The sequence below is a fragment of the Paenibacillus sp. GCM10023252 genome (assembly GCF_042653305.1).
In the GTDB taxonomy this organism is placed as follows: domain Bacteria; phylum Bacillota; class Bacilli; order Paenibacillales; family Paenibacillaceae; genus Pristimantibacillus.
Window position 1 is genome coordinate 230,277 of the sequence record NZ_JBHSHW010000001.1, and the last position, 14,892, is coordinate 245,168.

The 14,892-nt window shown below is 50.2% G+C and carries 19 protein-coding genes; all 19 read right to left on the bottom strand.

The features are described from left to right. Positions 1–20: 20 nt before the first annotated feature. The 19 genes from flhB to fliG all read right to left on the bottom strand — a co-directional run bounded on the left by flhB (position 21) and on the right by fliG (position 14,883). The gene (flhB, locus tag ACFO9Q_RS01100) at positions 21–1,133 is read right to left on the bottom strand and encodes a flagellar biosynthesis protein FlhB (protein ID WP_379177760.1); all 1,113 of its coding nucleotides are present in this window, start codon (positions 1,131–1,133) and stop codon (positions 21–23) included. After that, the gene (gene fliR, locus ACFO9Q_RS01105) at positions 1,126–1,920 is read right to left on the bottom strand and encodes a flagellar biosynthetic protein FliR (RefSeq protein WP_379177762.1); all 795 of its coding nucleotides are present in this window, start codon (positions 1,918–1,920) and stop codon (positions 1,126–1,128) included. Before fliR ends, flhB begins: the two co-directional genes overlap by 8 nt. Positions 1,921–1,936: 16 nt before the next feature. Next, on the bottom strand, positions 1,937–2,206 hold the full coding sequence (gene fliQ, locus ACFO9Q_RS01110) for a flagellar biosynthesis protein FliQ (RefSeq protein ID WP_379177764.1): 270 nt from the start codon (positions 2,204–2,206) through the stop codon (positions 1,937–1,939). A 26-nt stretch (positions 2,207–2,232) separates the two neighbouring features. Then, complete coding sequence (gene fliP, locus ACFO9Q_RS01115; RefSeq protein ID WP_379178028.1) at positions 2,233–2,931, bottom strand: flagellar type III secretion system pore protein FliP; 699 nt, start codon at positions 2,929–2,931, stop codon at positions 2,233–2,235. A gap of 46 nt (positions 2,932–2,977) precedes the next feature. Then, the gene (locus ACFO9Q_RS01120) at positions 2,978–3,622 is read right to left on the bottom strand and encodes a flagellar biosynthetic protein FliO (RefSeq protein WP_379177767.1); all 645 of its coding nucleotides are present in this window, start codon (positions 3,620–3,622) and stop codon (positions 2,978–2,980) included. 6 nt (positions 3,623–3,628) lie between these two features. Then, positions 3,629–3,991 carry a response regulator gene (locus tag ACFO9Q_RS01125; RefSeq protein ID WP_156280733.1) on the bottom strand — a complete coding sequence of 121 codons (363 nt, stop codon included), beginning with the start codon at positions 3,989–3,991 and terminating at the stop codon, positions 3,629–3,631. Between the two features lie 19 nt (positions 3,992–4,010). Next, positions 4,011–5,234, bottom strand: coding sequence for a flagellar motor switch phosphatase FliY (gene fliY, locus ACFO9Q_RS01130; RefSeq protein ID WP_379177770.1), 1,224 nt, complete (start codon positions 5,232–5,234; stop codon positions 4,011–4,013). Then, positions 5,224–6,225 (bottom strand): flagellar motor switch protein FliM, encoded by a 1,002-nt coding sequence (fliM, locus tag ACFO9Q_RS01135; RefSeq protein ID WP_379177772.1) that lies wholly within the window; start codon positions 6,223–6,225, stop codon positions 5,224–5,226. The genes fliY and fliM overlap by 11 nt, the downstream gene beginning before the upstream one ends. 37 nt (positions 6,226–6,262) lie before the next feature. Beyond that, a complete protein-coding gene (locus ACFO9Q_RS01140; protein WP_379177774.1) occupies positions 6,263–6,730 on the bottom strand; it encodes a flagellar basal body-associated FliL family protein in 468 nt (155 codons plus the stop codon). Continuing rightward, entirely contained in the window at positions 6,727–6,954 is a 228-nt protein-coding gene (locus ACFO9Q_RS01145; protein ID WP_379177776.1) for a flagellar FlbD family protein, read from the bottom strand. Before ACFO9Q_RS01145 ends, ACFO9Q_RS01140 begins: the two co-directional genes overlap by 4 nt. Positions 6,955–7,020: 66 nt before the next feature. Further along, the gene (gene flgG, locus ACFO9Q_RS01150) at positions 7,021–7,836 is read right to left on the bottom strand and encodes a flagellar basal body rod protein FlgG (protein WP_379177778.1); all 816 of its coding nucleotides are present in this window, start codon (positions 7,834–7,836) and stop codon (positions 7,021–7,023) included. A gap of 85 nt (positions 7,837–7,921) precedes the next feature. Then, positions 7,922–8,305 (bottom strand): TIGR02530 family flagellar biosynthesis protein, encoded by a 384-nt coding sequence (locus ACFO9Q_RS01155; protein ID WP_379177780.1) that lies wholly within the window; start codon positions 8,303–8,305, stop codon positions 7,922–7,924. After that, a complete protein-coding gene (locus tag ACFO9Q_RS01160; protein WP_379177782.1) occupies positions 8,302–8,787 on the bottom strand; it encodes a flagellar hook capping FlgD N-terminal domain-containing protein in 486 nt (161 codons plus the stop codon). The genes ACFO9Q_RS01155 and ACFO9Q_RS01160 overlap by 4 nt, the downstream gene beginning before the upstream one ends. A 54-nt stretch (positions 8,788–8,841) precedes the next feature. Further along, entirely contained in the window at positions 8,842–10,296 is a 1,455-nt protein-coding gene (locus ACFO9Q_RS01165; protein WP_379177784.1) for a flagellar hook-length control protein FliK, read from the bottom strand. A 33-nt stretch (positions 10,297–10,329) separates the two neighbouring features. Further along, a complete protein-coding gene (locus ACFO9Q_RS01170; protein WP_379178030.1) occupies positions 10,330–11,217 on the bottom strand; it encodes a MotE family protein in 888 nt (295 codons plus the stop codon). A gap of 46 nt (positions 11,218–11,263) precedes the next feature. Further along, positions 11,264–11,710: a flagellar export protein FliJ gene (gene fliJ / locus ACFO9Q_RS01175; RefSeq protein ID WP_379177786.1), complete on the bottom strand. Its 447-nt coding sequence runs from the start codon at positions 11,708–11,710 to the stop codon at positions 11,264–11,266. A 9-nt stretch (positions 11,711–11,719) separates the two neighbouring features. Continuing rightward, entirely contained in the window at positions 11,720–13,048 is a 1,329-nt protein-coding gene (fliI, locus tag ACFO9Q_RS01180; RefSeq protein ID WP_379178032.1) for a flagellar protein export ATPase FliI, read from the bottom strand. Continuing rightward, entirely contained in the window at positions 13,035–13,877 is an 843-nt protein-coding gene (locus ACFO9Q_RS01185; protein ID WP_379177788.1) for a FliH/SctL family protein, read from the bottom strand. Before ACFO9Q_RS01185 ends, fliI begins: the two co-directional genes overlap by 14 nt. Beyond that, on the bottom strand, positions 13,870–14,883 hold the full coding sequence (gene fliG, locus ACFO9Q_RS01190) for a flagellar motor switch protein FliG (RefSeq protein ID WP_379177790.1): 1,014 nt from the start codon (positions 14,881–14,883) through the stop codon (positions 13,870–13,872). Before fliG ends, ACFO9Q_RS01185 begins: the two co-directional genes overlap by 8 nt. Between the last annotated feature and the right edge of the window lie 9 nt (positions 14,884–14,892).

Genomic DNA, 14,892 nt, shown 5'->3' on the forward strand with positions numbered 1-14,892 from the left:
GAGCCTCCTCCCGAATTCGATTATGATGACTTTGCTCGTCCTTTTAGCTTATATACATATGCCAGTACTTCAGCCACAGCTTGGAACAGGTCTGCCGGGATCGCATCCCCGATTTCAGCCCGATCGTATAACGCTCTGGCCAGCGGCTTGTTTTCCATCGTTAGGACACCATTCTCTCGGGCAACCTCTCTAATCTTGAGAGCTACATGATCCATCCCCTTCGCGAGGATGACAGGAGCTTCCATCTTAGCCGGGTCGTACTTCAGCGCGATGGCGAAGTGCGTCGGGTTCGTAATGACGACATCCGCCTTCGGAACCTCTTGCATCATTCGCTGCAAGGCCATACGCCTCTGCCGTTCACGAATACGTCCCTTGATAATCGGGTTACCCTCCGACTTGGTGAATTCGTCCTTAATGTCCTGCTTCGACATCTTCAGACTCTTCTCATGCTCATATCGCTGATAGAAGTAATCGGCTATGCCAATGACGACTAACACAGCTCCGATCTGGATGCCCAGCTTAACCGTAAGTCCAGCTGCGAAGCCGAAGATGTCTTGAACCGGCAGCGTAGCAAGAGTAAGTATTCGGTCCCACTCCTTGGAGATGGCTGCGAACACGAGCACCGCGATGACTGTGATCTTAATAATGCTTTTGACGAATTCCACTAACGATCTCATGGAGAAAATCTGCTTGAACCCGTTAATCGGGTTAATCTTGCTGAGCTTGGGCTTCAGCGGCTCACCGGTGAACAGGAAGCCGAACTGAATGACGTTGCCGATGACAGCGACGACTACGGCAACAGCGAAGATCGGCGCTAGCAGCAGAAGCATCTCCATTAATACTTGATAGAACAGCGCCATGATATTGCCTGCAGTCAGCTCCATCAGAATCCAGTCCTGGAACAAGCTTCCGAACAGCATCATGATCCGGTGCTTATAGTAATCTCCGAATGCTATGAATGTAAGGAAGATGAACAGGAGCACGAACGATCCCGGCAGATCTGCTGTCTTGGATACCTGACCCTTGTCTCTTGATTCCTGCTTCTTCTTGGGAGTAGCCTCTTCCGTCTTCTCTTGGTTGAATAGCTGCAGGTCGAGCTTCAGACGATACGTATGCTTAACACTCTCATTCATTGCTGCGCACTCCTTGCATCTTCCCCATTAGCTGCTCTAAGTTCTCGAACAGGATGGAGAACAATCTCTCGAACATCGACGCCATTCCTGGCATGAGCAGTACTAGCAGCAATAGTCCGACTAGCAGCTTCAATGGAATGCCGATGACGAACATATTGTACTGGGGTGCCGTCTTCGCGAGGAGAGCAAGCCCAACGTCTGTTAAGAACATCGCGACTACCATTGGCGCAGCAAGCTGAATGGCTAACAGGAAGGTATTCGCGAAGCTTCGAGAGATGAAGTCCGTCACCGTTCCATTCTCCAGCTGTGTGAAGAACTCGTTCGTCAGCGGAATCCATTCATAGCTGTTCATGAGGCCCGTCAGCAGGAAGTGATGCCCGTTCATCATGAGGAAGACCAGAATGAGCAGCATATACTTGAAGTTGCCGAGCAGCGGCGATGAGGTGCCCGTCATCGGGTCCACTACGTTCGCCATTGCGAATCCAATCTGCAAGTCCATGAACGCTCCAGCTGTCTGGACGACACTGAAGAACAAGTACACCATGTATCCCATCAACAGCCCGATCAGTACCTCACGAACGACATACAGCAGGTATCCCGCATCTGGAACGATTGTCTGCTTCATTCCATAACTTAAGAAGATGAGGAAGGAGAGAAAAAATCCAAGTCCAATTTTGAACGTATTCGGCACATTTTTCGCTGAGAAGACAGGCACTACGACGAAAAATGCTGTTATTCGACAAAAAATAAGCAAAAAAATAGGGAAGCTTTGTACGATTGCATCCATTCAAATTTCACAGCCTCTATCCGATGTATTTATATAGGTTATTCAGTAGATTGTAAGTGAAATCGACAACCGTATTCAGAATCCATGGGCCAAACACGATAACAGATAGAAATACAGCAACAATCTTCGGTACGAAAGCTAACGTCTGCTCTTGAATCTGAGTTGTCGCTTGAAAAATACTTACGATTAGTCCGACAACAAGTCCGAGCACGAGCATCGGCGCGCTGGCTTTCAGTACCACCAGGATGGCCTGACCGGCCAATCCGATCACGAAGTCAGCACTCATGGTACGTTCACTCTCCCTTGCCGTCCTTAACCTGTATTGAAGCTAAGCAATAATGATCGAACGATTAGATACCAGCCGTCTACCATGACGAACAGCAGCAGCTTGAACGGCAGCGAGATCATAACGGGCGGCAGCATCATCATCCCCATCGCCATGAGTGTACTAGATACAATCATGTCAATTACGAGGAACGGGATGAAGATCATGAAGCCCATCTGGAACGCTGTCTTCAGCTCACTTATTGCATAGGCAGGGATTAGCACGGTTATCGGAATATCCTTGTACGAGCTTGGCTTCTCTGTCTTCGTATAATTCATGAAGAGAATGAGATCCTTCTCTCTTGTATGCGAGAACATGAACTTCTTCATCGGATCGGCCGCTTGCTTGAACGCTTCGGTCTGCGTAATCTCTCCCTTCAGATAGGGCTGCAGGGCCACCTCATTCACTTGTGAGAAGGTAGGCGCCATGATGAAGAGTGTCAAGAACAAGGCTAAGCCAACCAGAACTTGATTGGGAGGCATCTGCTGCGTACCGAGTGAAGTACGGACGAAGCCTAGTACAACAACGATTCTAGTGAAGCTTGTCATTAATACTAGAATGCCAGGAGCAATACTTAATACGGTAATAAGTAACAGAATGGACAGCGCACTGGTGTTAGGCTCTTCGCTTCCATCCCCTACATTGATGCTGACATTCGGCAGCGGTTCAGCGAAGGCAGCAGGCATTATGAAGAGTGCCAGCAGCTGAACAAGGGTCAAGGCAATTAAGTATTTATTTTTCATCATCCATCAACCGATCATCTGATTTGGAATCCTTAAGCAAGCTCTCAAGCTTCTGCTTGTGGGTAGCCTGCTGGTTCAACTTATCTTGCAAGACATGCTGGAAGCTGCTCTGCGTATTCCACTCTTCCTTGCTCTCTGACTGCCTTCCGACTCTATCTCGCAACTTATTAATTAGCGTGCCGAGATTGCTGCCTTGCCAATTGTTGGATGCCTTCTGTTCGAACATATCCACTATCAATTCAACTTCCTCTGGCTTGTCAATCTTATCAAGGAGTGTAATCTCCTCACCCACACCTACGACATACAGCTTGCCGCCTAATTCAATGACCTGCATGGACTTGTTCTGCCCCAGCGCAATTCCTCCGAGCGTGCGGAGCGAACGTTGATTCGAACCCCACACCCGGTTGCGCTGAGACAGCCACTTGATCACGAATATAATTAAGGTGATGACGATAACTAGAGAGACAATGACCCAGATGAAGCTTCCTAATAGATTGCCTGAGCTTGGAATGGTAGGCTGTCCGTCGATACTGCTGGAGTTATTCCCGTTAAGGGAATCCGCTGCAGCCATTCCGGGCCATGCTAATATGCTCATCCAGGCGAGTAATAGGGCTGCGTGCTTCACTAGTCTCATCTTGTGCTAGCCTAGCGTCTTCTTAATTGCTTCAATAACACGGTCCGCCTGGAACGGCTTCACGATGAAGTCCTTGGCACCTGCTTGAATAGCATCAATAACCATCGCTTGCTGGCCCATAGCCGAACACATAATGACTTTCGCATTGCCATCCAGCTTCTTAATCTCTTTAAGTGCAGAGATGCCATCCATCTCAGGCATCGTAATATCCATCGTAATTAAGTCCGGCTTAAGCTCCTTATACTTCTCAACCGCCTGAGCACCATCTTGGGCTTCACCGACGACCTCGTAACCGTTCTTGGATAAGATGTCTCGGATCATCATGCGCATGAATGCTGCGTCGTCTACGATTAGAATGCGGTTTGCCATCTTCATTTCCCCCTGCTAGTTATTGTAATTTTTGAATGCGATCCCATTGGCTGACGATGTCTGTAACCCGAACCCCGAAGTTCTCATCAATGACGACAACCTCTCCCTTAGCAATCAACTTGTTGTTCACAAGAATGTCTACCGGTTCACCGGCAAGCTTGTCCAGCTCTATGATTGAGCCTTGGGATAATTCGAGAATATCCTTAATTTGCTTCTGAGTTCTTCCTAATTCTACCGTTACCTTAAGAGGAATGTCGAGTAATAAATTAAGGTTCGTGTCCTCTTGATGTACGTAAGGATTCTGGTTGAAGCCCGCAAATTGTACAGGCTGCACGTTGATATTACGGCTCGTCATCTGACCATATGTATGCGGTCCCTGAGGCTGCATAGGCAGTTCGTAGCCCATCGGCGGCATGAACCCTCCTTGAGGCGCGGCCATTCCTTGCTGCTGCTGCTGAGGAACTGAAGGTGCACCTTGCCCTGCCTGCGGAGGAGCTGCTGCAACCGCTGCAGCTGCAGGAGGCGCTTCGACCGCTGCACTTGCTTCCTCTTCACTTCCTCCCATGAGCGTCGCAACCATCTGCTTCGCGAACGACACCGGAAGGAGCTGCATAATGGTTGAATCAATCAAGTCCCCAATCATGAGTCGGAACGATATCTTGATGAATACATCTACAGGAGGCAGATGACCAAGCCCCTCGCCTTCATTCACATCCAGAATATCAATGCCTGGGGGTGAGATATTGACGAAGCGATTGAAGATGGTTGACATCGATGTGGCTGATGATCCCATCATCTGATTCATCGCTTCCTGAACGGCGCTGATATGAATCTCATTGAGCTCTTCTACTTCAATATTGCCTTCTCCGCCAAGCATGAGGTCTGCAATGACTTGGGCATCCTTCGTCTTAATGACAAGAGAATTGATGCCTTCGAATCCATCTACATATTGAACACTAACGGCAACATGCGGCTTAGGGAATATATCGCCGAGGTCCTCGCGAGCGATGACATCAACCTGCGGCGTCGTAATATCTACTTTTTTGCCAAGCAAGGTTGATAGAGCGGTAGCTGCGCTGCCGAACGTGATATTGCCAATTTCACCTAGAGCATCTTGTTCAATTGGGTTCAGGTAGTGGGACAATGGCGCTCCACCAACCGGATGAACCGTCTCGGGCTCATTCGAGGATTGACGAAGCAATGCGTCAATCTCTTCTTGGGATAAATAATCTTTACTCGTCATAATCTTCTTCGGCTCCTTCGCTGACTACTTCATCCACTTGCACAGCCAATCTTTCCTTCATAGACCCTGGACTGCCAATGAACTTCAGCTTTTCTCCTACCTTAATGTGCAATCCCTCGCCGATTGGCTTATTCAATGTAATGACATCGCCAATGTTAAGGCCTAGGAACTCTTGAACGGATATGGATGATTCTCCTAGCTCAGCTACGATTGGAAGCTTAGCCTTGCTTACACGCTGCTCTAGCATCTCAACCTCTGCCGGAACCCTCGCCTTCTTCTGCGATACGAACCAATGATGAGCAGACAATCTAGGCATAATCGGTTCGATGACGACATGCGGGATACATAAGTTAATCATGCCTGTCGTATCCCCGATTTTGGTACTCAGCGAGATTAAGGCAATGGTCTCATTCGGAGACACAATCTGCATGAATTGCGGGTTTGTCTCCAGCGCCTCCAGGCGAGGCGAGATGTCGATGACCGTTTTCCATGCCTCCTGCAAGCTTTCGAACGTTCTGCTGAAGATTTTCTCAATAACGATTGTTTCTATCTCAGTTAACGCATTAATCTTGGATGGTGCCGTGCCTTGGCCGCCTAACAGCCGGTCCAGCATCGCATAGGCGACGTTCGGATTCACCTCAAGCACCATGCGTCCTTCCAGCGGCTCCGCCTCGAATATATTCAGGATGGTCATCTTCGGAATCGAACGAATGAACTCGTCATAAGGCAATTGTTCGACCTGAACTACATTAATCTGAACAAATGTGCGAAGCTGCGCTGAGAAATAGGTTGTTAAATACCGCGCGAAGTTCTCGTGTATGCGGGTTAAGCTGCGAATATGATCCTTCGAGAAACGAACGGCTCGCTTGAAGTCGTAGATTCGCACTTTTTTCTGCGTATCTTCCTTCTTCAGGTCCTCTGCATCCATCTCACCGGACGATAGAGCGGCCAGAAGCGCGTCAATCTCATTCTGCGATAATACATCAACCAAATCTCTCACCCCCTTCAAGCAATGTCAGCAACAAGATTTATAATTCTTGGAGTATAAAGTTCGTTATCTCAACCTTGATCAGCTTACCTTCAGGAAGGACGGGATTAATCAGGTTAAGAAGCTTCGATTCGAGCATATCCTCACCCTTGGAGCCATTCAGCTCCTCCGCAGTCATATCCGCTACTGTCCGATTAATGATCGGCTTCACTTCAATCTGCATCAGCTTGTCGAACTCTTCCTTCGTATGCTTGCTGTCGAGTTGAAAAGCAAAATCCAGTACGACCAGATAATCCGTATCCAGAAGGTTACGCTTGTAATCCTTGAGCTCGGACGTTACTTCTACCCGCTTGTCTGCTGACAGCTTCTTAATCGTTACTGTTTCTTCCTTGCCTGCCGTCTCCTCAGACTTCTCACCGAAGAAGGAATTGAACAGAATGACGGATACGATGGCAATTAATGAGATGGCTAGCAATATCGTAACTAGCCATGGCAACATCTTTTTCATGTTGAAGGACCCTCCGTTTTTTCGCTCTTTTGGGCCGCCGCATAGACGCCGATGGTGCGAAGATAGCGCTCAATGAGCTCTGTTACTTCTGATGCTTTCTCAAGCACGAGTATTTTTTTTCCCGTCGTCAGCGTAATCATCGTATCGGGAGTCTCTTCCATCATCTCAATGAGAAGAGCGTTAATGACTAGCTTCGTTCCATTCAAGCGAGTTACAGCAATCATCAGCTACCTCCTCTAAGGACCTTAGGAAGCGAGATTAGCTCGCTCCCTTAAGGCTGGCTACCCGGCTTAACGCTTCAGGTTAACAATCTCTTGCAGAATCTCATCTGAAGTTGTAATAATTCTTGAGTTCGCTTGGAATCCGCGCTGTGCGACGATCATCTCCGTGAATTCGCCAGTTAAGTCTACGTTCGACATCTCCAGCTGACCGGCGATGATGGCTCCTGTTCCGAGCTCAGGATCATTAGGCGCTACATACTCGAATTCACCTTCAGGGTTAGCATTAGGAGTAAGACGGTACATGTTGCCGCCAATCTTCTCAAGTCCGCTTGGATTAACGACCTTAATGATTCCAACTTGGAAGTTCGTCTCTGTTCCGTCAGGTGTAATCTCAATAACTGATCCATCCTGTGCAATGGAGAAGGATGTGGAGTCTTCACCAATGACGATTGGCTCACCATCTGTAGATAGTACGAACAATCCATCTGCGGTAACGAGTTGACGATTAGCATCCAGTGTGAAGTTACCAGCACGTGTGAGGTATGGAACTTCTTGACCATCGCCCTGAGATACAGCGAAGAATCCATCTCCATCAATACGCAGGTCTGTAGGCTGGTTCGTAGTCATTGCACTTCCTGGAGAATGAAGCGTATCAATTGCAGCAATCGCTACGCCGAGTCCGATCTGCTTCGCATTCACCCCGCCCTGAGTACCTTCCTCGGGTGCGGTAACCCCAGCTACAGATTGGCTCAAGATATCCTTGAACATTACTCGTCCAGCCTTGAACCCGGTCGTGTTCACATTGGCAATATTGTTACCGATGACATCAAGCTTCGTCTGGAACCCGCGCATACCCGATACACCGGAATACATTGATCTAAGCATGTGTATAATATCCTCCTTGTACTTCCTATTGGATGAGCTGCTTCAGTCGGTCCACAGCTCGGGGCTCCCTCTATCAGGACCAGCCCTACGAGATAATGACAGCACTATCAATCTTGGTGAAAACATTGCTCTTCATCTGGTTCCCATCCATCGCGGTTACGACGGTTCGGCTCGGCACGTTCACAATCATCGCTAGATCCCGATAGACAATCAGGGAATCAACTGCGCCCTTGGACGCTGCGTCATCGATTGCATTCGCTATCTTCACCAGGGATTCCGGCTGCAGCTGAATGCCTCTCTGCTGCATTCTGACTTCAGCATGATGGCTGAACTTCAGCACATTCGCTTGGAGCAGATTCTGGAACTCTGAGTTACCTGCATTCGGCTTCGTTCTGCTAGCAGCTGCAGGCTTAACGCCATTCAGCGTCCCTAGCGGAAATAAGTGTCCTATCTTGATGGAATCACTCACGGGGTTGTCCCCCCTTCAGCTGCATCCGTCTCGGCACTCTCACTGCTCTCTCCAGCGGAGATGGACAGCAGATACTCCAGCGCGACTTCCTTGTCCTTCACCTTAGCGTACTGAATGCCATCCCTAAGGACGATGGAGTCGACTGTACCAGATTGAGGCTCAATTGCCCCGCTCTCATTCATCTCATTCCATTCCACGGTCTTCCCAATCAGACTGGAAGCTGAACCTAAGCTCTGACGAAGCATCGTAAGCTGCTCAGACATATTCATCAGCTGCTCGACTGAGGTGAACTCTGCCATCTGAGCGATGAATTCACGGTCCTTGAGCGGCTCCATCGGATCCTGATTACGAAGCTGAGTAACAAGAATCTTCAAGAAGTCATCCTTGCCGAGTGTGTTGTTATCCTTCTTCCCAGACGCTGCCTGAACATTCGCGGCATCGTAGTGGGGCCATACATTGCGGGTCGAGATTCCATCTGCCATATCCGTTCACCTCCATCCCACCCAGATTACTCTCCAATCGGTACTGCACGTTGTCTATGCCTTCACGTTAACCGCTCTTCCGAAGCCTAGCCCTTGTATAGCAGCTTGTTCGGCCATCTCTGCCTCGAAGATCGTCTCAGCCGATGCCGATCCGCTTCCTCCATGGGATTGACCAGAGCTGGATTGCTGGCTGCCGCGGCCGCCTCCACCATCTTGAGACATCTGAGCCGCTTGTCCGCCTTGGGATACTTCGAGCTTATCCACATGCAGACCTTGATTCTGCAGCGCTGTGCGGAGCTGCATCATCTGGCTCTCCAGAGCATCCTTAGCCATGAGCGTATCCGTCTGGAAGATTGCCGTCAGCTGTCCATTCTGTACGGATATCTTCACGTCGACCTGTCCCATATGTTCAGGGAACAGCATGATCTTCGCTTCCGATAATCCATTCACCGTCGTTACGTTGAACTTCTGTACGAGGAGTCCAGTCATAGATTCAGCGAATTGGTCCGCCATTACATAGGATTGAGTAATGGGACGGCTAATGGCTGGTGCCGTCTTAAGCGAAGCATCTTGAGCGGATGCTGCATTCAAGCTGACCGGGGCTGCCTCATCCGCCACTGACTCCTCCGTGAGGGAAGATTCAGCTGACTGACCTCCAGCCTCTGGCTGAATGACTGTCAGCACAGCAGGATGAATGACTTGCTGGCTTAACCGCTCTAAGTGTGCAGCAGCTTGTGCACCTACTGGAGTTGAAGCCGTGAATGGCGCAGCATCCTTCGCGCTTGCTGTTGCTGCCGCAGGCTCCTTCTTATCCGTCCTTAGCATCGCATTCAACGCTTCCAGCTGCTCACTCACAAGTCCCTCGCTGTCCTGATGCTGAATACGCGGCAGCGGTCCTTGCTCCACAAGCTGCTGGAGTTGCAGGAGCGCATTCTGCAAGCCTACCTTCACAGCCACTGCGGCTTCCTCACCCCTTGAAGCAGAAGACTCGGCATTCTCTGATTGCACTTCTACTTCGGGCTGTACCTTGACCGGCACAGCTCCCAGCAGTGCGAGGAGAGCATTCAGCTGGTCAAGCAGGTCACCAAGCTCTTCCACATCAGCTGCTTCAGCCAGACCTTGTTCAAGCGAATCCATCGTTAACACTTCGCTGTCACTTAGTCCTAGCTTGGTTAGCAATTCGTCGATTAACGGCAGCAGCTGTTCCTTGACGCCAGCTGCTTCATCCAAGCTTACCGTCTCAGCAGCTCCCTCTGACTTCACCACTCTCTCCATTCCTTCTACAGCAGAGTCTTGCTCTGCAGCTGCACCTTCATTCAGAGGCTTCATATCGGCCTCATTGTCTGTCGGAGCCGTCTTATCGCGAGCTGAACTGCCGTTCATCTGGTGGACAAGCGCCTTCTGGAAGCCATTGCTGCCGGGCGTCTTCGAGGAATGGCTTGAGCTGTGCTGGGAGGCCTTGCTGGCTGCCTTGGTTGGAGCTGTGAATCCTGGAATCATCATTTCCATCGTTGTATTGTCACCTCCTCTCGGCTGAGCTCATTAGTTGCCGTTCATCAGCTTCGTCACCAGTTGCGCTGTAATACTCTCATTAATTGCAGACATCTCTGATAGAATCGAAGATCTCGTCTCGTTATTGACAGCATTCAGTATACGAAGCACCTTGCTCGGGCTGACATTGGCCATTGTAATCAGCAGCTGCCCTGCACTCTCTGCATCCATCGAAGTGAACGTCTGGCTCAGCTGTTCCTGATCCAAGGTCGAGGAAGCTGCCATTGCCTTACTCGGCTGCTGCTTGATGAGGCGAGCCTGAAGCGCTGCAATCTGACGATCCTTGACCGTTACGGTATCCTTCAGCATGATTGTTGCATCAGCAGCTGTTTTCGGGTTCATTTTCTCAAGAATGCGAACCCGATCATCCGACTTCATCGCATCCAGCACCAGCACCATCTCCGGCAAGGTCATGCTCTCGAGAATCGGGGCCGCCTTCGAAGGATTGATCTTCGCATACATGCTGGCCAGATCCTGCACCTTCGCTTGATACTGCTCATCCTCTAGCACCTGCTCGTCGTTCACTCGCTTCAATTGATCGATCTCGCTCTGAAGCTCCTTGACGCTCTGATCCAGCTTCGCCTTGGCTGCAGTTGCTTCATTGAGTGCCCGCTCCTTCACGGTGAGCGCAGCCTGCAGCTCCGACAGCTTACCTGTCTTCAGCTCGCTATCGTCCATCTTCACTCCACTTGCAGCCTGCGGCTCAGGAAGCATATCACTGAGGAGCGGAATCTGATTGCCAATCTCCAGCGCCTTGTTGCGAATATCATAGTTGAACAGGGTCAGCAGGACGCCTAACAGTACTAGGGTGAATAAGATCGGTGTTACAAAAAACATAAAACGTTCAAATCCGCTATAGCCTTGCTTCTCCATCTCCATACCTGCCAATCTGTTGTCCTCCTCTACCGAAAACGGCACAGCCTAATTATTGGGCTTGCACCAAGTATCGGACGGTTGCGAGCTCATCCAGCTCGTTCTGCTCCTTCAACTGTGCTGTATAACGGAAGCGCTGCTGCGCTGTATCCTTCGCTCTAAGCCATACCTTCTCGGCCTTAACCTTGTCGCTAAGACCGGATCTGCTCAGGGATACCGCTCCTTCCGCTCTTCTCACATCTAGAGCTTTCTTCTCTATACAGCTGTCGATATAATCTAGATAGTGCTGTACAGTTTGCAGCTCGGAGAGTGAGACACCAGCTTGTGCAGAGTGAAGCTGCTTCGATTCCCATTCCTGCCTCGTCATCCTCAGCTCAGAGAGTGACATCTCCTCCGCTTGGAGCCTGGTTAGTGCGGATGACAGCACCCATTCCGCCTGGGATTTTTCACTGCTTTTTAGATCGATGATTTTCTGATATGAATAACGAAATCCCTTCATTACCCTTCATCATCTCCCGCCGAATTCCTGAAGTAGTAGTTCCTGTGCCTCCTGGAGAGTCACCTTCTCATTCGTCCTCTGCTTCGTGTAGGCCAGTATGGACGGAATATATTGCATGGCTAGATCAATTTCTTCATTCGAGCCTTGTTGATACGCCCCGATATTGATGAGATCCTCCGAACCCTTATAAGTAGCGAGCAACCTCTTCAATTGATTAGCGGCATCCTGCTGGTCCTCGGTTACGATCTCCTTCATGACGCGGCTGACCGAAGACAAGATATCAATAGCTGGGAAGTGTCCCTTATTCGCCAGCTCTCGAGTGAGCACGATGTGGCCGTCAAGTATGCCCCGGACTGCGTCCGCTATCGGTTCATTCATATCGTCTCCATCCACTAGCACCGTGTAGAAGGCAGTAATGGAGCCAGTCGGACCGGTACCTGCTCGTTCGAGCAGCTTAGGCAGATTGGCGAATACCGATGGCGTATAGCCTCTCGTTGCAGGGGGCTCGCCGATAGCAAGACCAACCTCACGCATCGCCATCGCATACCTTGTGACGGAATCCATCATGAGCATAACGTTCAGACCGCGGTCTCTGAAGTATTCCGCAATGGTAGTTGCGATTAGAGCACCCTTCATCCGGATAAGTGCCGGCTGATCGGAGGTAGCTACGATGACGACTGAGCGTGCGAGCCCTTCAGGCCCTAAGTCCTTCTCGATGAATTCCAGCACTTCACGGCCGCGCTCACCGATGAGAGCGATGACGTTCACATCAGCTGTTGTGTTCCTGGCAATCATGCCTAGCAGCGTACTCTTCCCAACACCAGAGCCTGCGAAGATGCCTACCCTCTGTCCTCGCCCTACGGTGAGGAGTCCGTCAATCGCACGAACTCCGATACCTAGAGGCTCCAGCACCCTCGGACGACTGAGCGGATTGCTTGGTTCATTGTAAGTGGAGCTGTGAGGCATTCGGCTAGGAAGGTAGGAACCGTCCAGCGGTCTTCCGAGTCCGTCAAGCACCTTGCCAAGCAGCTCTGAGCCGACCTGCACAGATAATGGCTTGCCCGTTCCGACTACGTCACAGCCAGGACTAATGGCTTGAAGATCACCGAGAGGCATTAGGATAACCTTGTTCTCTCGGAAGCCTACCACTTCCGCCTTAAGCGGCTTCTGCGACTTGGAAGGATAGATGAGACACACATCACCGATACTTGCATCCGGCGGACCTTCCGATTCTACAGTTAGTCCAATGACCTGAGTGACCTTGCCGTTAACCCGCACCGTATCCAGCGGGCGCAGATGCTCGATATACTTCGCGACGTCCAGCTTAATCGATTGCATGGGATTGCCCTCGCTCCGATGATTGATCAAGTGCAAGACTCATCAGTTCACGCTTAATCTCAGCTAGCTGGGTGTCAATCCGTGAATCGATACTCCCGTAGGCTGAACGTATGACACAGCCGCTGTCCTTCACCGTTGAGTCAGGCAGAATCTGCAGCTCAGCTTGAGAGTCAATCGCTAGATTCAGCTCCTCCCTTGCGGCTTGAACGAAGGCTAGCTGTGAAGGAGCTACACACAAGGCAATGACCCCTTGCTCACGTCTGCGGCTGAGTGACTTCCGAATAAGATCAATGGCAATCGACGGCGAGACGGTAAGCTGCTCTCCAATTACCTTCTCAGCGATTGCGATACTGAGTTCTACTAGGAAGGGCTCTGACTCTTGAATGATTTGCTCTCTCATCTGATAGGACGTCTGCAAGATCCCGCTCGCTTCCGCGAGTCTATGCTCCCACTGCGCCTTGAGATCAGCCTCCGCTGCAGCTTGACCGTCCGCATAGCCTTGAGAGTAGCCATCCTGCTGGGCAGTTACGATGACGAATTCGTCTTGAGATCGCCGCTCTTCCCACCAGGCAGAGATGTCCTCTTCAGCCTGCTTCAATTGCTGCTCGCTCTGCTCGCTGGCCGCTCTAACTTGCTCTTCCGCGAATTGCTTCGCATCAGCTAGAATCTGATCTCTTAGTGAGATCGTCTCCTCATCAGGCACTGGTTCAATATTTTCAATAATTTGTTGTTCCAAGTTGTTTGAATCTAGTGAATGATGGGTAATAGATTGCAGCTGCTTAAGCTCTTCAAGCGGCACGACGTGTGCTGACTTGATTAAGTTAGACAATGATATCATCCCCTCCGCCGCGAGCTATGATAATCTCACCGGACTCTTCCAGTCGGCGAATCGTAGCCACGATACGGGTCTGTGCTTCTTCCACATCACGCAAGCGAACAGGTCCCATGAATTCCATCTCTTCCTTGAATGTCTCAGCCATACGCTTGGACATGTTACGGAAGATGGCTTCACGCACCTCTTCACTCGCCACCTTAAGGGCAAGCTGCAGATCAGAGTTCTCAATATCACGCACAATGCGCTGGATGGAACGGTTGTCCACATTGACGATATCCTCGAAGACGAACATCCGCTTCTTGATCTCTTCAGCCAGCTCGGGATCTTGTATCTCTAGCGCATCCAAGATCGTACGTTCCGTTCCACGGTCGACTCCGTTCAATATTTGAACGATCGAATCAATACCGCCGGCGTTGTTATAATCTTGCGTTACGGTTGCTGACAGCTTCTGCTCAAGCACCCGCTCCACTTGCGAGATGACTTCAGGAGAGGTGCTGTCCATGAGTGCAACTCTGCGAGCAACGTCCGCCTGCTTCTCTTGCGGCAGTGAAGATAGAATTTGAGAGGACTGCTCCGATTGCAGATAGGACAACACCAAGGCAATCGTTTGCGAGTTCTCATTTTGAATGAAGTTAAGAATCTGGGCAGGCTCTGCTTTTCTGGCAAAATCAAACGGCCGTACCTGCAGTGTTGCCGTCAACCGGTTAATGACTTCTACAGCTCTGTTCTCTCCAAGCGCCTTCTCCAAAATCTCTTTGGCATAAGCAATCCCGCCCTGCGAAATATATTCTTGTGCCATGCAGATTTGATGGAACTCGCTTAGAATCGTATCCCGCTCCGTACTGTCGACCTTGCGCACATTAGCAATCTCAAGCGTGAGCTGTTCGATCTCTTCTTCTCTTAAGTGCTTGAAGATTTGTGCGGATACTTCAGGCCCTAATGTGATCAATAGAATGGCGGCCTTTTGGCGGCCGCTCAGTCCTGCTGCGAATTTAGCCATGAATAGCCA